The organism is Clostridium sp. 1001270J_160509_D11, from assembly GCF_015667935.1.
In the GTDB taxonomy this organism is placed as follows: Bacteria; Bacillota; Clostridia; order Peptostreptococcales; family Peptostreptococcaceae; genus Intestinibacter.
Genome location: NZ_JADPET010000048.1, coordinates 1 through 18,307 on the forward strand (window position 1 = coordinate 1; position 18,307 = coordinate 18,307).

Annotated in this window: 14 protein-coding genes, 1 pseudogene and 1 other annotated feature; of the genes and pseudogenes, 3 read left to right on the forward strand and 12 right to left on the reverse strand. The window is 28.3% G+C overall.

Annotation, left to right across the window (positions count from 1 at the left end; all coding sequences use genetic code 11):
* Positions 1-259: 259 nt before the first annotated feature.
* Entirely contained in the window at positions 260-457 is a 198-nt protein-coding gene (locus tag I4U58_RS06355; protein ID WP_022071061.1) for a DUF378 domain-containing protein, read from the forward strand.
* 64 nt (positions 458-521) lie between these two features.
* On the opposite strand, the gene I4U58_RS06360 is transcribed toward I4U58_RS06355, so the two are convergent.
* From I4U58_RS06360 to infC, 12 genes are all read right to left on the reverse strand, one after another.
* The gene (locus I4U58_RS06360; protein ID WP_195930193.1) at positions 522-3,710 is read right to left on the reverse strand and encodes a sensor histidine kinase; all 3,189 of its coding nucleotides are present in this window, start codon (positions 3,708-3,710) and stop codon (positions 522-524) included.
* A gap of 247 nt (positions 3,711-3,957) precedes the next feature.
* Positions 3,958-4,395, reverse strand: a complete 438-nt coding sequence (locus tag I4U58_RS06365) for a hypothetical protein (protein WP_195930194.1) — start codon at positions 4,393-4,395, stop codon at positions 3,958-3,960.
* A 26-nt stretch (positions 4,396-4,421) separates the two neighbouring features.
* A complete protein-coding gene (locus tag I4U58_RS06370; protein ID WP_195930195.1) occupies positions 4,422-6,842 on the reverse strand; it encodes a U32 family peptidase in 2,421 nt (806 codons plus the stop codon).
* A 383-nt stretch (positions 6,843-7,225) separates the two neighbouring features.
* On the reverse strand, positions 7,226-7,846 hold the full coding sequence (gene zapA / locus I4U58_RS06375) for a cell division protein ZapA (protein WP_195930196.1): 621 nt from the start codon (positions 7,844-7,846) through the stop codon (positions 7,226-7,228).
* 28 nt (positions 7,847-7,874) lie between these two features.
* Positions 7,875-10,268, reverse strand: a complete 2,394-nt coding sequence (gene pheT, locus I4U58_RS06380; RefSeq protein WP_195930197.1) for a phenylalanine--tRNA ligase subunit beta — start codon at positions 10,266-10,268, stop codon at positions 7,875-7,877.
* Between the two features lie 130 nt (positions 10,269-10,398).
* Positions 10,399-11,418, reverse strand: a complete 1,020-nt coding sequence (pheS, locus tag I4U58_RS06385; protein WP_195930198.1) for a phenylalanine--tRNA ligase subunit alpha — start codon at positions 11,416-11,418, stop codon at positions 10,399-10,401.
* Between the two features lie 73 nt (positions 11,419-11,491).
* Positions 11,492-11,721, reverse strand: a binding site (T-box leader).
* 83 nt (positions 11,722-11,804) lie between these two features.
* Positions 11,805-12,602: an RNA methyltransferase gene (locus I4U58_RS06390; RefSeq protein ID WP_195930199.1), complete on the reverse strand. Its 798-nt coding sequence runs from the start codon at positions 12,600-12,602 to the stop codon at positions 11,805-11,807.
* Positions 12,603-12,622: 20 nt separating this feature from the next.
* A complete protein-coding gene (locus I4U58_RS06395; RefSeq protein WP_195930200.1) occupies positions 12,623-13,306 on the reverse strand; it encodes a TrkA family potassium uptake protein in 684 nt (227 codons plus the stop codon).
* Between the two features lie 23 nt (positions 13,307-13,329).
* Positions 13,330-14,697 carry a TrkH family potassium uptake protein gene (locus tag I4U58_RS06400; RefSeq protein ID WP_195930202.1) on the reverse strand — a complete coding sequence of 456 codons (1,368 nt, stop codon included), beginning with the start codon at positions 14,695-14,697 and terminating at the stop codon, positions 13,330-13,332.
* A gap of 299 nt (positions 14,698-14,996) precedes the next feature.
* Positions 14,997-15,353, reverse strand: coding sequence for a 50S ribosomal protein L20 (rplT, locus tag I4U58_RS06405; protein WP_007286395.1), 357 nt, complete (start codon positions 15,351-15,353; stop codon positions 14,997-14,999).
* A 95-nt stretch (positions 15,354-15,448) separates the two neighbouring features.
* A complete protein-coding gene (gene rpmI / locus I4U58_RS06410; RefSeq protein ID WP_007286396.1) occupies positions 15,449-15,643 on the reverse strand; it encodes a 50S ribosomal protein L35 in 195 nt (64 codons plus the stop codon).
* A gap of 53 nt (positions 15,644-15,696) precedes the next feature.
* A complete protein-coding gene (gene infC, locus I4U58_RS06415; RefSeq protein ID WP_330593217.1) occupies positions 15,697-16,239 on the reverse strand; it encodes a translation initiation factor IF-3 in 543 nt (180 codons plus the stop codon).
* Between the two features lie 519 nt (positions 16,240-16,758).
* Between infC and I4U58_RS06420 the strand changes: the two genes are divergently transcribed.
* On the forward strand, positions 16,759-18,162 hold the full coding sequence (locus tag I4U58_RS06420; protein ID WP_195930201.1) for an AAA family ATPase: 1,404 nt from the start codon (positions 16,759-16,761) through the stop codon (positions 18,160-18,162).
* A 69-nt stretch (positions 18,163-18,231) separates the two neighbouring features.
* A pseudogene (locus I4U58_RS14250) lies at positions 18,232-18,307 on the forward strand (pyruvate kinase); the annotation flags it as partial.

The following is an 18,307-nucleotide window of genomic DNA, read 5'->3' on the forward strand; positions in this document are numbered from 1 at the left end:
TTTGTTTAACACGCAGTAATTTAATCAAATAAATTCATATTTTATTTTTTTTAATTAAATTATAATTATTCATAAAAAAGTTAATATCTATGTTTAATACGTAATTATCATCTATCAAAAAATCTACATATTTAAGATTCTTTAGAGTAAAGATTTCTTTATTTCCTCTTCTAGAAAATTTATACTAATTTTAAATATTTTTTTAAAAAATGGTAAATAATAAAGATGTAATAATTTACATTTAGGAGAGTGAATTTATATGTGGAACAAAATAGCATTGGTTTTAGTTATAATTGGTGCCCTTAACTGGGGTTGTGTAGCACTTTTTGCAACTGATGTAGTTGGCTTTATATTTGGAGGTACTTATTCTGTTTTCAGCAGAATAATATTTGGATTAGTCGGATTAGCTGGTATTTTCTTAATTCCAACATTATTTTCAAATAAAAACACCGACTAAATATAAAATCTAAAAATAAAAAGAGAGCTTAAGTAAAATTACTTAAACTCCCTTTTTGTTTTATCTAAATCTCTGGGTTTACTGGTAATATTATTACAAATGTACTACCTTTTCCAAGTTCACTTTCTACATAAATTTTACCTTTATGTAATTTTATAATTTGACTTGTGATAGTTAATCCTAAGCCACTTCCTGATTTCACAGGCTCGCTATCTTCAACTTGACTAAATCTATCGAATATACTTTTGTGGAATTTCTTATCTATACCTGTACCAGTATCTATAACGCTTATTTTTACCTTATCATCTAAATCTTCAATATCTACTGTTATACTTCCTCCTTCAGGAGTAAATTTAGCAGCATTACTTACTAAGTTTATTATACATCTTTCAAGTTCATACGGATCGCAATTAATCATTTTTTCCTCAATTTGAGGGTCAATTATAAGGTCAATTCCTTTTGAAGTTATATAATCTTTTAATGTTAGAGCTGTTTCTTCAACTAAATATACTATGTCTATTTCTTTTAAAGTTATTTGATACATATCATTTTGTAATTTACTACTATCTAATATATTGTTTATTAAGTTTAATAGTCTCTTACAATTTCGCTGAGATATATCAACATAATAGTTTAATTTTTCTCCGTCAATTATTGAATTTTTACTTAATCCTTTTAATAATTGATTTGTACTACTCATAACATTTAAAGGTGTTCTTAATTCGTGAGATAAATTAATAAAGTAACTATTTTTATTTCTCTCTAATTTTAAGTTTTTATTATGAAGAATTGTATTTTTCTCCATTTCTTCTTCTAAATCTTTTGTTCTTTCTTTAACTAATCTGTCTAGTTTTTTAACTTCATATTTAGATTTTATAACGAATAATATTGCAATAAGTATATATATAAATATCGCAAGAGAACTTCTCCAGAAAGGAGGTTTTATTGTAAATGTAACGCTACTTGCTTCACTTTTGTTTCCACCCGTATCTATAACTCTTACTTCAAAAGTATATTTTCCTGGTGATAATTCATTGAATGTAACATAGTTGTTTTTTATTGTGAATACTTGTCCACTAGCACCAATTAATTTATACTCATACATCAAGTTTTTATTGCCTGAGTATATAGGTGTGAAGAATTTAATATTTATATTGTCAGTATGACTACTAAACTTCTTGCCATCTATGTTAGAGTATTCTTTATGGTCGATATTAAAACCATCAAATAAAACTTTTGTACCGCTATTCATTTTATTTATGTCTTGAGGATAAAATGCATTTAATCCATTTATACCTCCAAAGAATAGCTCTCCACTTTCACTTTTAAATGATGTATTACCATTAAACTCATTACTTTGAAGACCATCTGTTACACTTAAGTTTTCAATTTTACCTGTTTCTGGGTTTAGTTTACTAATACCTTTATTTGTACTTGCCCATATATTATCATCATTATCAACTAGTATCCCATAAATTGTATTATTAGCTATACCATCTTGCGCAGTATATCTTTCAAAGGTTTCTGTTTTTGGATCAAACTTATTTATACCATAACTAGTACCAATCCATACATTCCCTTTGCTGTCTCCGTTTATATATCTAACACGGTCACTACTTATAGACGATTTATCCTTTTTATCATGTTTAAAATATTTAATTGTTTTTTCTTTTCTATTTATATAACATAAACCATCATCTCGTAATAATCCTAAATAATAATTTCCGTAGATATCTTGATACATATGTTTTATATATTTATTATCACTTATGTAGTCAGTCATATCTATAATTTCATCAGTTTCAATATTTATTAAACTAAGTCCATTTATTGTTCCTACCCATAAATAACCTTTATCATCGACCATGATATCTTTTACTGCATCATTTACTAAACCATCTAATGTAGAGTAGTTTTTCATTGTTGATGTTTTCTTATCTATTTTTAAAACACCACCATCAGTCGCAATAAATATAAAGTCTTTGTATCCAGTTATGTCATTTATCATATCAGACTGAATTATATTATTATTTTCAGTACTTATACTTGTAGAGGTATTGTTTTTTCTGTCGATAATACTTATACCTTTTAACTTTGAACCTACCCAAAGATATCCGTCGCTATCTTCATATACTCCATGAACCATATTTTCATTTAATAAGTAGTCATCATCTTCACCAGCTTTGTAGTGTTTAATACTGCTATTTGTATCAAATATACTTATTCCAGAATATGTTCCAATCCACATAATCCCTTCTTTATCTTGAATTATAGATTTTATATTGTCATATACTAAACTATTTTTGTCATAAATTTTATTTTTATAAATATCGAAATTATCTTCTTTTTCATTGTAATAAGCTAATCCACCATCTGTACCAATCCATAGGTCTCCATTTTTATCTCTTAATGTTTCCCCAATTTGGTTTGATGGTAAAGATTTATCATCATTTGGATCATTTTTATATTGCTTAATTTCATTAGTTTTTGTATTTAATTTAAATACACCTGAATTTGCAGTACCTATCCATACAAGGTCCCGTTTATCATCACAATACATATTATAAACTGAATCTTCAACTAATGAGTTTTCCTCTTCTTCTCCACCATATGTCTCTAGTATTTTAAAATCTTTAGATATCTTGTGAACACCTAAATCAGTTCCTAACCATATATTCCCGTGTTTATCCTCATCTAATGAATATGTCATGTTAGTCATTAATCCATTATCTTCATCTAAAACAACTTCAAAGCAATCCTTTTCTTCATTATAAATACTTAATCCTTCATAAGTTGCAACTATCATTTTATTATCTTGAGTTTTTATTACTTCAGAAGTACTGTCAGTTTTTATTTTACCGTTTTCTTCTGTATAATTTTTAATTTCATCTGTATCAGGATTTATTTTATTCATCCCTTGAACAGTAGCTACCCATATATAACCATCATCATCTTCTGTTATATCAGTTATACCATTATGGCTTATACTATTTTTTCCTTCCTCATAGTTATATATTTTATACTCATATCCATTGTATCTATTTAAACCATCACTTGTACCAATCCATATATATCCCTTACTATCTTGGAATATTATCTCTGCTGTAGATTGACTTATACCTTGTTCAATATTCAGATTATTGAATGTAATATTCTTATTACTTGCATATGATTCCAATAGACATGAGTTGAATATTATTATACTTAATAAAAATAATATAATACCTTTTTTAACAAATGTCTTTATACCCATATTATTTCCTTTCTTATTACTATAAATTTATTATGAATAACAATATATTACTATACATCGCCAAATTTTTCAATATTCTACATTTATCGACAAAAAATTTATTATATACCATTTAATCTATCTCAAACCATTTTTAGAAATTAAATTTAATATACGTTATTATAACTTATTTTAAATTTAAGTTTTAAATATATAAAAAACCATACAACCTTTTATATCGATTGTATGGTTTAATTTATATATTTTGCTAATCAATAGAATCACTATTTAATTTTTCATAAAATTTGTCTTTTGGTATTCTGATAAAATAATGTTCATTTTTATTTCTTTTAAATGTTATGCTTTCACCATTGTCATCAGTCGTTATGATAGCTTGAGTTTTATTACTATCATTTTCAATTTCAATTTCTATAGAATTTTTCATTGATTTAATTATATTATAAGATGCATTTTCTTTAGAATTATCTGAGTAATATATATCTATATCATTTTTCCAACCAATTCTCAATAATATATCATCTTCACTAGATCTACATTCCCAATAACCTTCAACATCATCTATTTGCAGTGTTTGTTTAGATGATGCTTGTGAATCTTCTAAGGTATTATCAGAAGACTTTTCTTTTAATTTACTACATCCAACCGACATAATTGTTATTAGCAATAAAATAATTAATTTCCTCATAAGTTTGGTTAACTCCATTTTATAACTTATTCAACACCTTTATATAAATGTCCTAATGTTGTGTCCATATCTTCAAAAACTTCAAGTGATTTTGCATCAGCTACAAAATCATTTTCTATTACATCTATAAATGATTCTGTTATTTTTTCTATTAATTCTGGTGTTTCATGTGTAAAATCAAGTCTGAATATATTTATTCCTGCTTCTGAAAGTTCATCTAAATTATTTATTAAGCAATTTGCACTTGAGTTATATATAGTACTTCTGCAGAATATATCTTGTGATACTCTGTACTCTTCGCCTTTAAAGTCTCTAAGTACATATTTACTTTCTTTACAGTTAGCACATCTTTTGTCTTTTTTACAGCTTCTTGCTACAACACCCATTGGACAATATTCACTTAACATCATTGGAATATATCCATATGCCACTGTTTCAATTTCAAGGTCTGTATATTGTGTAGTTTCTTTTATTTCGTGTAGATTTAATTCTTGTGATATACAGACAGTTTCTGCTCCTTCTTTTTTGTAGTGATTTATTGTTTCACTGTTGAATGGATTTAAATAATAATCTACATCAAATTTTACACTTTCACTATTTTCTTTATAATACTTAACTTGACCTAATGCTGAAATTTGAACATGGTCTTTGCAATATTCATCTGATTTTTCTAATCTTTTATATTCTCTATTTCTGACGATTCTAGGCGCACTATAAATTAATTTTTTATTATTTGCATTGGCCATTGTCATTGCTTGTTCTATAGTGCTTACATCTTCATAATAAATCATATCTATATCTAAGTTTAAGATTGATTTTAGAGCTTCTATATTATTTACTTTTACTCTTATTTTTGACTTATTGTCTGCATTTCTAGAATATATTTTAGGTGAATATTTTATATCGTTGTCTTTATACATTCTTCCCTTAACTGATATTCTCGCATTATCTAATAACTCAATTGCTTCTCTACGCATTTGATTTATTAAACTTATAGGCATACTTACACCCTCATCTAAGTTTATTTTTAATTGGTCAATTTCATAAGGTGTATTACCTAGTTTTTTAATTTGAGTTTCTATTTTTTCTTCACTTAAAGCTACTTTTAAAGCTTTTTCTACTAATTTATCACCTTGAACAGTTACTATATTTTCATTTTTATCTATTAATCTAAGTTCTGGATAACTGTCTAATTTAATAGATATTTCAGCATCAATTAGACTTTTAGCAAATTCTTTATCTTGTGTATAAGTTTTTTGAGCTCTATCAATTAAATCAGTATCTGAAGTTTTGAAAACTAGTTGATTCTTTTTAGCTTCTCCTATAAAGTCAAGTTCTATTGTTTCTCCTTTATAACCTATTTGAGTAATATCTTTTCCTTTTATTATTCTTCCGATAGTTCCTCCACCTAAGTTGATTCCATCACCTTTTTTAAGAGTTCCTTCTAGTTTTATTTTTAGTCTTTTCGCTTTTTTATTGTAATCTACTACTTTACCAACATAAAGACCTTGGTTGTTTGGCACATTGCTATTCATAACTTCCTCGCCAACTTCACCTAAAATAAGACCTTTTGTGAATTTTCTGTTGAATATAGTATATAAATCTTCCATTGTTTCGTCTGATATATTTACTTTTTTAGTAGTTTCATACTCATCAATAGCATCTCTATAACTTTTTATAACTGTAGCTACATATTCTGGCTTTTTCATTCTACCTTCAATTTTTAAAGATAAAACTCCAGTATCAATTATTTTATCAATTTCTTCAATTGTATTTAAATCTTTTGTACTTAATAGATAGTCTCCATTGTTGTGTATTTCTTCTCCTGTAGATATATCTATCATTGTGTATTTTTGTCTACAAGGTTGAGCACATCTTCCTCTATTTCCTGAGCGGTTTCCGATCATACTACTCATTAAACATCCACCAGAGTAACATACACATAATGCTCCATGAACAAATATTTCTATATCTACATTTGCATTATCACAAATATATTTTATTTCTTCTACTGTAAGCTCTCTCGCTAAAACTACTCTTTTAAATCCGATACTTTCTAAATATTGAACATCTTCAAGTGAGTGAGCAACCATTTGAGTACTTGCATGAAGTTCGAAATCTGGAAGTAACTCATGTATAAGCATTGCTGCTCCAATATCCTGCATTATAATAGCATCTACATCTATGTCATATAAAAATTTAGCATACTCTACAAAGTCTTCAAGCTCATTTTGTTTTATTAATGTATTTGTAGTAACAAAAACTCTTACGTCTCTTATATGAGCATATTTAACTGCTTCTTTTAGCTCTTCTCTATCAAAATTGTTTGCTGAAGCCCTAGCACTAAAATCTTTTCCACCTAGATATACAGCGTTGGCTCCATTTTGTACAGCTGCTTTTAAAGAATCAAATGAACCAACGGGTGCTAATAATTCTATTTCTTTCATAAATTTCTCTCCTATTTATCTATACTTATTTTTATAATTTACAAATATTAAAATTTACATACGATTACTATTATATCATCTTAAGTCAAAAAAAATATAGTTATGTATTTATTATTAGATTAAGATGATTTTCAAATTAATATAATACCAAGTTTTTTATAATATTAAACAGAAAATTCACTTCGTTCATGGCGCCAACGACTTCGTCCGTTGCTTAAAATTCACTTCGTTCATGGCGCCAACGAATCAAAGATTCCGTTGCTTAAAAGTTAATAGGTTGGAAATTATACATTATCCACAAACCAGATAATATATAATTTCCTTATAAAAATAAAAAAGGTTATTGAAGATATATTACTTCAACAACCTTTTTTATTTTTATATTAAAGAGATTCTCCAGCTACTTCTTCTGAGCTTGATCCTTCTTTAATTTGATTTTCTAATTCTGTTAACGCTAATTGCAGATTGAAAGATTTATTTTGCCATTCTGAAGAAAGATTTTCAGCTATTTCAGCCCTTTGTGTCATTTCATTTAATGAGTTTTGTAGGCTTTCTATCTGTGCTTTATAATCTTCTATTTCAGATTTGCTTCCCTCTGAAACATTGCTTAATCCATCAATTTGGTTTTGTTGTTCAGAGACTATATTATTTAATCTTTCTATTTCATGTCTACTATTTAAAAGTTCCATTTCTTTAGTGCTTAATATATTTCTTAATTCCGCTACTTGAGCTTCTATTTCTTCATTTGGTTGCCCTAGTTGCTCTTTTAATTTATCAATTTCGTTTAATAAATCTTCATTTTCACTAGAACATTCAAATAATAAATCTGCTAAGTTTAAAGATGTTAAAATTGATATTTTAAGTGAGCCTAAATTTGGAGCACTTTCTTTTAATTTTTCCATCTCACTATTTACATAATTAGCGATTGTAAGCATTTCTTTTTCGCTTTTTTCGCCAACCATTGTATAATTAGCGCCTTGTATTGTCACTATTACTTTGTTCATTAACTAATTCCCCCTACCAAAAGATGAGTTAGTTTGTTCTTAATTTAGCGTCTAGTTTTGATTCTAACTCACTTAAAATTTTATCATGAACCTTAGCTACATCTTCATCAGTAAGAGTTTTATCTTTGCTTCTATAAGTTATAGAATAAGCAACTGATTTGTATCCATCAGCTATTTGAGATCCTGTATAAACATCGAATAATTTATAGCTTTCAACTAAACCTTGACCATTAGCTTCTATTATTGCTTCTATTTGGCCTACATATACGTCTTTTTTAACTAATAGAGCTATATCTCTAGAAGTTGAAGGGTATTTTGGTAATGGATTGTAGATTATAGTTCTGTTTGAATTATCATATACTAAATCTAAGTCTATTTCACCAAGATAAACTCTTTGTGTTAAGTTATAGTTTTCTATAACTTCTGGATGTGCTTCACCAAATGTTCCAACATATTGTCCTTTATACATTATTGTAGCACATCTACCTGGGTGGAATGTAGAATTATTAGTTTCTGGTACTATTTCATATCCATCGAATCCTATTTCAGAGAATATTTTTTGTATAGAACCTTTTAATACGAAGAAATCTACATCTTTACCATACATACCTATACATAAGTGGTTGTTTTCTATTGGAAGACCTTCTTGTGGAGTAAAAGTATGTCCACATTCGAATACTAAAGCTTGTTCTACTTTTCTTGATGCATTAGTATATAATACATTTAAAGTAGATGGCATCATAGTTGTTCTCATTATTGAAGTGTCTTCACCTAATGGGTTTAATAATTTTATATAATTTCTTTTTGCACTATCAAGTGGTAATTTTATTTTATCTAATGATTTAGGACTTACGAAAGAATAAGTTAATATTTCATATAATCCTATACTTGTTGCTGTATCTTTTATTTTGTCCATGAATTTTTGTTTATCAGTTTTTATACCAGCAGTAACATTTCCTTCTAATTGTGCTGAAGGTATTTTATCAAATCCATAGATTCTAGCTATTTCTTCATAAACATCAGCTTCTTGTTTCATATCTAATCTAAAGTCTGGAACTTCTATTTCTATTTCTTCTGCTGATTTTAAGTTGCATTTGAATTCTAAGTCTTCTAGTATTTTAACGAATTCATCTAAAGTTATAGGTGCTCCTATGTTTTTGATTATTCTAGATGGATTTACATTTAATACAACTTTTTCTTGTTTGGTTGGATAATCTTCAGCTATTCCTTTAAGAACACGTCCGCATCCTAACATTTCAACTAATTGACAAGCTCTTTCAACACCTGTTTTTGATGTTTCAACAGCAACACCTTTTTCATATCTTCCTGAAGCTTCTGTTCTAAGTCCTAAAACTTTAGAAGTTCTTCTTATATTTTCTGCGTTGAATGCTGCACCTTCAAATAAAACTGCTGTAGTTTCTTCAGTTATTTCTGAGTTTAAACCACCCATTACACCAGCTAAAGCTATAGATTTTTCTCCATCAGTTATAACTAACATTTGGTCATCTAAAGTTCTTTCTACGTTGTCTAGTGTAGTGAATTTTTCTCCGTTTTCTGCAGTTTTTACTACTATTTTACCAGTTTTAACTTGGTTTAAATCGAAAGCATGTAGTGGTTGACCATATTCAAGCATTACAAAGTTAGTTATATCAACTATGTTGTTTATTGGTCTTACACCAGCTTCTATTAATCTTCTTTGCATCCAGTATGGAGATGGCCCTATTTTAACGTCTTTGATTATTCTAGCTCCATATCTCATACATAATTCTGGATTTTCTACTTTAACATCGAAGTCTATTTCTTCGTCACATTCTTTTACTTCTATTTGTGGGTATTTTGTTTTTTTGCCTATAGTTACAGCTGCTTCTCTAGCTATACCTATTATAGATCTACAATCAGGTCTATTAGCAGTTAATTCGAAATCTATAACTGCATCGTATAAACCTAATGCTTCTTTTATGTCTTTTCCGATTTCCATTCCATCGAAATCATTTAGTAAGTATATACCGTCTTTACTTTTGTCATCTACGTAGAATTCGTTTATTCCTAATTCATTAGCAGAACACATCATACCTTCTGATAATTCTCCTCTTAATTTAGAAGATTTTATCTTGATTCCGCCTGGTAATTTAGCTTTATCTAAAGCTACTGGAACTATGTCACCTTCACTTACATTTTTAGCTCCTGTACATATTTGTACAGTTTTTCCATTTCCAACTTCAACTTGGCAAACTACTAATTTTTCAGCATTTGGATGTGGTGCTATTTCTAAGATTTTACCAACTACTACATTTTCTATTCCTTCTCCGAAAAATTCTACAGTTTCAGTTTTTGTTCCTGTCATTGTCATCATGTCAGCGAACTCAACTGTATCTATATCTATATCAACGTAATCTTTAAGCCATTTTACAGGTACTAACATATCTATATTTTCCTCCTATTTTAAATTAAGTATTTAAATTTTTCCGTTTATCAAATCAAATTCTTTAGTTTTAGAATTTTAAAAATATAATTTCTTATAATTTATAAATTTATGTAAACTCAAAGTTTAATTAAAATTGTTCTAAAAATCTTATATCATTTTCAACTAAAAGTCTTATATCGTCTATTTCGTATTTAAGCATTGCAAGTCTTTCAACACCCATACCGAAAGCAAATCCAGAATAAACTTCAGGGTCTATACCACAGTTTCTAAGTACGTTTGGATGTACCATACCTGAACCAAGTATTTCTATCCAACCTTCACCTTTACACATTGAGCATCCTTCTCCACCACATTTGAAGCAAGTAACGTCTATCTCTGCACTTGGTTCTGTGAATGGGAAGTTGTGTGGTCTGAATTTAGTTTTAGTTTCTTCACCGAATAATTTCTTAACGAACATTTCAACAGTTCCTTTGAATTGAGCCATTGTTACATCTTTACCAACAACTAATCCTTCTATTTGATGGAACATTGGTGAATGTGTCGCATCTAATGAGTCGTTTCTGAAACATCTCCCTGGAGAAACTATTTTTATTGGTAACTCTTGACTTCTCATTGTTCTAACTTGAACTGGAGATGTTTGAGTTCTAAGTAATAAGTTTTCGTTAAAGTAGAATGTATCTGACATATCTCTTGATGGATGGTCTTTTGGTGCATTTAATGCATCGAAGTTATTTTCTACTGTTTCAACTTCTGGACCTTCAACAACTGAGAATCCAAGTCCCATAAATATTTCTGAAACTTCATCTATTATTTGAGTTATTGGATGTTTTTTACCAACATTAAAAACTTTTCCTGGCATAGTTACATCTATAACTTCTGATTGTAATTTAGCTTCTTGTTCTATTTTTTTAAGATTAGCTCTCTTTTCGTTTATTTTTGTTTCGATTAACTCTCTTACTTCGTTGGCAACTTTACCCATAACTGGTCTTTCTTCAGCAGATAATTTACCCATACCTTTTAATAATTTAGTTAATTCACCTTTTTTACCTGAATATTTTACTTTTATGCTATCTAATTCATCCATAGCAGAAACAGCTTGTATCTCTTCTAAAGCAGCTTCTTTTAATTTAAGTAATTGTTCTTTCACGTTATTTCACCCTTTCTTTAATTTTTTATTAAAATTCTAATTATTTTTCTAATTAAAAAAAGCTTTCATCCCAGCTAGGGACGAAAGCTATTATTCGCGGTACCACCCTAGTAGTTTATAAATACATAATTTATAAACCACTCGAAGAAACTTAACGCGTTTCAAACGCCAAAGCCTACTATAGTTTCAGCCTTGATACTCCAGAGTGAACTTCTTTTAAACTATCTATATAATACTTCCAGCCTTGGTATTACTCTCTGTTATAGAGTTATTTAAAATACTTTTCTCTTTCATCGTAAATTATATTTAATACATATTCGACTAATTGCGCCTGTATTTTTGTATACGCAAATAATTATAACATATGTAATTTTGCCTTTCAACAATTAGGATAAATATTTTTTAATCTCATACATAAGCACAGCTGCACTAATTGCTGCGTTTAAAGATTCTGCATTTCCGTAAATAGGTATCTTAACTAGTTTGTCTGACTGCGCAATTAATTCATCATTAATTCCATTTGCTTCATTACCTATTACTAAGGCAATTTTACCGTCGTATGTAGTTTCGTGATAGTAATTGTCAGTTTGTAAATAGCTTGATACTATGTTAAAATCATTTGATTTTAAGAAGTTTACTGCATCATCTTGAGTTGCATGTATTATATTCATATCAAATATAGAACCCATAGTTGATCTTATTACTTTTGGATTGTATATATCTACACAGCCTTTTAGAAGGATAACTGCATCTACACCTGCACTATCGGCTGTTCTTATTATTGTTCCCATATTTCCAGGGTCTTGTATTCTATCCAAAATTAATACAAACTTATCGTCTTGGTTAATATTATTGACTAAATCTCTTTCTTTATACTCTAATACAGCTAAAATTCCTTGTGTATTTTCAGTATCTACCATCTCTGAGAATATTTTATTTAAAGTTTTATATACTTTTATTCCTTTGTTTTCTAGTTCTATTAAGAAGTCTCTATGCTCTTGTTTTTTCTCGAAATCTTCATTTATAAAAACATATTCTAATTTTGCATCACACTCTAATGCTAAAGTTAAAATTCTGTATCCTTCTATTATAAATTTTTTTTCTTTATTTCTACCTTTAGTTTTTAATAAAGACTTTGTATATTTAATTTTGTCATTGTCCTTACTCTTAATTATGTTAATCATCTTTTTCTCCTAGTTAAAATTTAATCATGTAAAATTATATCACCTATTTTATCTGTATTTCCGATAATAATTAAAATATTTTTCTCTTGCATTTTATAGTTTGGAGAAGGCATAACTTTTAGTCCGCTTGGAGTTTTTACTGCCAATACAGTAATATCATATTTTGCTCTTAGATTTAACTCTATTATTGTTTTACCAACCCAATTTGTCGGTGTAACAATTTCCATAATTGAGTATTCTGGGTCTAGGTTAATTTGGTCTAAGATATTTTCTGATGCTAAATTATAAGCAAGCCTAATACCCATATCTCTTTCTGGGAATACTACTTTGTCTGCTCCAATTTTATATAATACCTTTGCTTGTAACTCGTCTTTTGCTTTACAAACAATTTTAGGTACGCCCATCTCTTTAGCCATTATTGTTACCATTATAGATGCTCTTATATCCGAACTTATTGCAACTATTACGACATCAAAATTGCCTAATCCAATACTTTTTAGATCTCTCTCTTCTGTAACATCTACTATTGCTGTATGCGTAACTTGTTCAGCTATATTTTCAATAGAATCCTCATCTTTATCTATAACCATTACTTCATTTCCTAATTGGCACATCTTTTTAGCTACAGATGAGCCAAATCTACCACATCCGATAACAATATATTGTTTATCTTTGCCCTTACTATTAAAAAATGTTCTTTTCATATATCAATACCTCTTATTTTCTATTAACCTATTATTATTTTTCCTTTTGGTCTTTTTATGTTTTTATCTTTTTTAACTATATTAATTGATAGTATTGCTGTAAATATAGTTAATGAACCTACTCTTCCTAGGAACATCAATATCATTATTATAAACTTTCCTATTGTATTTAAATTTGGACTTCCGCCTATACTCAGACCGACTGTCGCATATGCTGACATCACTTCAAATACACATTCTATAAGTGAGAACTGAGGATTAGTTATTGATAAAGCTAATGTACCAACTATAAATATAAAAATTGCTATAAAGAATATAACTATAGCTTTTTTAATCGCTTCAGAACTTATACTTCTCTCAAATATATGTATTTCATCTTTCCCACATAAGAAATCTTTAACTGTTAAAAATAGTATAGCTACTGTAGTCGTTTTGATTCCACCACCTGTAGAAGCTGGTGATGCTCCAATTAACATAAGCATTACCATTAAAAATATTGTTGGCTCTTTTGTTAAACCAAGGTCTATACTGTTAAATCCAGCTGTTCTAAGTGTTGATGTTTGGAATATAGAAGAAAGTACTTTTCCCTTCATATTCATATTTCCTAAAGTATCTGGGTTGTTATATTCTACTCCAAGTATAAAAACAAATCCTATAAGTAATAGTATTGCTGTTGATACGATAACAAGTTTTGAATGAACATTTAATTTAGAAAATCTTTTATTTTTTAGTACATCTAATATGACAGGATATCCCAATCCCCCAAGTATTATAAGTAACGATACAGTTATCATAATAAATGAATTATCATAAAATGATGTTAATGATGAAAACTCCCCACTTATAGAACCCATTAAATCAAAACCAGCATTACAAAATGCAGAAATTGAATGGAAAAATCCATATGCTAATCCAGTAATAATACCAAATTTAGGGATAAAACTTATAGATAATAAAATTCCCCCAATACATTCAATTGCTAATACCATTAGTATTATTTTTCTAGTTAAACTTACAATTCCAGATAAATCAATTTGATTTAGAGATTCTTGTATTAATAATCTCTCTTTTAAGTTTATTTTTTTACCTCTTATTAAAGAAATCATTGTTGCAATAGTCATAAATCCTAAACCACCGATTTGAATAAGTGATATAATTACAACCTTTCCAAATAAACTCCAGTGTGTAGCTGTATCAAATACGACCAATCCTGTGACACACACTGCTGATGTAGCAGTAAACAGTGAATCTACAAAATTAGTTCCTTGACCGCTTTGGCTTGAAATTGGTAAAGATAATATTGCTGCTCCTAATAATATTATAAATAAAAATCCCGCAGTAATAATTTGAACCGAACTCCACTTTTCAAGAAATCTAATATTCTTATGCATGATTCTCAACTCAAAAATTTCCTCCTTTTATTTATTAAAATAAATCAAGTTATATAATAAATTATTATATGATAAATCTCATATTTTAACAATAATCCACACTATAAAACAATTTATATTGTATTAAATTTTAATTTATTTTTATCATTTTGAATGAATTTAATGCTAATGTGACTTTTTTATTTGAATTATTTTTAAAGTTTTAAATTTAAAATCAAATATTACTCATAACTTAGATAATATATAATTTTCATACAATTAAAAAAAGCGAACTCTAATGAGTTCGCTTTTATCTATAATTAAGCTAATTTAGCTTTAGCTACTTCTACTAATTGAGCAAATCCAGCTGGATCTTGTATAGCCATTTCAGATAACATTTTTCTGTTAACTTCAACACCTGCTAATTTTAATCCATTCATTAATCTTGAATAAGATATACCATTCATTCTAGCAGCTGCATTTATTCTTTGTATCCAAAGTTTTCTGAAGTCTCTTTTCTTTAATTTTCTTCCTATATATGCATTTTTTAATGCTTTCATTACGAAAGTATTTGCTGGTCTATATAATTTGCTTCTAGATCCTCTGTATCCTTTTGCAAGTTTTAACACTTTTTTATGTTTTTTACGAGCGTTCATTGCGCCTTTAACTCTTGCCATGTCGATGACCTCCTTATGTTTTTCGATTATTTTTTATTTTGTGTTTTTTTGTACTAATCCGTTCTGATTAGTTTATCTTTATTAATTAATTCTAATTAATATGGTAATAATTGAGCTATTCTTTTAGCATCTCCATCGCTAACTATAGCAGATTTTCTTAAGTTCATTTTAGTTTTTGGAGATTTTTTAGTTAATATATGACTTTTGTAAGCTTTATTTCTTTTTAATTTTCCGCTTCCTGTTTTTCTAAGTCTTTTTGCAGCTCCTCTATGAGTTTTCATTTTTGGCATGATAACTTCCTCCTCTCAGTTAATCGTCAATAAAATCTATTTATCTTATCTGTTTATTTTTTTGGATCTATAATTACAACCATGTTATTCCCTTCAAAAGCAGGGGCTTTCACTGGTTCACCAAACTCTTTAACAATTTCTATGAATTTAAGCATTACTTCTTTACCAATGTCTTTATGTCCTAATTCTCTACCTCTAAAACGAAGTTCTACTTTTACCTTGTCGCCTTTTTTAAGGAATTTAATAGCATTATTCGCTTTAGTATTTAAGTCGTTTGATTCAATACCTGGTCTTAATCTTATTTCCTTAACAGCTATTGTTTTTTGTTTTTTCTTAGCTTCTTTTTCTTTTCTAGCTTGTTCGTATTTATATTTACCATAGTCCATAATTTTACAAACTGGTGGTTTAGCATTAGGAGAAATTTTAACTAAATCTAAATTTTTTCCGTTTGCTATTATTTGAGCTTCTCTGGCAGACATTATTCCAAGTTGTTCTCCAGTTTCAGAGATTATTCTTAACTCTTTATCTCTTATTTGATCATTGATTGATAATTCTTTGCTAATTGTAGGACACCTCCAAATTATTATATTAAATATAAAATAAAAAGCGAATGAGAATTCATCCGCTATAAGTCATCAAAATTATACTATCTTAATGATAGTCTATACTTATATTTACCTTACTAACTCTAGTTGCAAGGTGAGAATGAAATTCTTCTTATTTTCTTTTGTTATCTTGTTACCGTATCAATTATACAACTTTAATGATGCGGTGTCAACTGTTTTTTAACTTCTAATTTTTGTCGTACAATATATAATATGCTAATTTTTAAATTATGCAATCATATTTTTATAAGTTTTGCTCTTTTTTTATTATAACTTATTATTCATTAAATTTCACGTTTTAAATATTTCCAATATAAAACCTTTTTTATTTTTATACTAGATTTTAATTGTAGTATTTCATTATTTTAGAATAATAAAATGTCAGCTGGTTATACTTACTGTAAGACATCTTAGTTTACATAGTTTAATTTTGTTGTAAAATCATAATAAAACTTCACATCATTGGAAAAAATAATATAAAGGAAAATTCTATTACCTGAGGTGCAAGATATGAACTTACTTAATAATTTTTTTAAAAAACTAAATAATCCTGTTCCTGCTTTTGTTCACACTAAACTCGAAAAAGAGAATAATACTGAACCTTCACTGAGCACAAAACCTAAAACAACATTTAGAGATGTTGCCGGACTCGAAGAAATAAAAGAAGAACTATTTGAAGTAGTAGATTTCATGAAATGCCCAGAAAAATATCAAAAAATGGGCGCTAAAGTTCCCAAAGGGATTTTATTTTACGGTCCACCTGGAACAGGTAAAACACTTTTAGCATGTGCCGTTGCAGGAGAAACAAACGCATCATTCTTTAATGTTACAGGTTCTGAATTTGTTGAAAAATACGTAGGCGTAGGAGCTAAAAGAGTTAGAACTTTATTTGAAAAAGCGAGAAAAGAAGCCCCAAGTATCATATTTATTGACGAAATTGATGCTATAGGAGCAAAACGTCACCTAGAAAGCAATAACGAAAAAGACCAAACTCTTAATCAACTTTTAGTTGAAATGGATGGGTTCAATAAGGATTCAAACATTATCATAATAGGTGCAACTAATAGACTTGACCTTCTAGATGATGCCCTTTTAAGACCAGGAAGATTTGATAGACACATTCATATTAGTGCTCCAAATGTGCGTACTAGATATGAAATTTTAAAAGTTCATACTAATAATAAACCATTAGATAAATCAGTAGATTTAGATTTATTAGCTAAAAAAACACATGGATTTAATGGTGCCCATCTAGCCAACATAGCTAATGAAGCTGCAATATATGCTGTTAGAGATGCTAGCGAAGTTGTAACTTCGGAACACTTCGATAAAGCTCTTGAAAGAGTTATCGCAGGTGTCGAGTGTAAAAGTTCCGCCCTAATCGAAAAAGAAAAAGAAATTGTTTCTTATCATGAGGCTGGACATGCATTAGTTAGCAATATCTTAAATTTATGCAAAATCCAAAAAATATCTATAGTCCCTAGAGGTGAAGCATTGGGTTATGTTCTTCAACTCCCAGACGAAGATAGATATATTTACACAAAAACAGAACTAATATCAAAAATACAAATACTATTAGCTGGAAAAGCAACCGAAGAATTAATATTTAACCATCAATCAACTGGTGCCAAAGACGACTTACAAAAAGTAACAGACATAGCAACTAACATGGTATGTGATTATGGTATGAGCAAATTAGGTTTAATAACTATTGATAAAAATACTAAGAATTTTTTATCGGAACCTATCCAAAAAGAAATAAACAACATTGTAAATACATGTTATGAAAATACACTAAAAATTCTTAGAGAAAATATCAATGATTTACATATAGTTTCAAAATTCCTATTCGAAAATGAAACTATGACTTGTGACCAATTAGAAGATCTCATTAGAAAAGAAGCAGCCAATTAAAATTATTCTATAAAAAGTCCTATAAATTTAGGACTTTTTATATGTTTATGTTTTTTTAAGTTGCCTTAAGCAGAAGTAACAGACGTTGCAAACGCTATATATGATGGAACTGATGCAATAATGCTTTCAGGAGAAACTGCTGCAG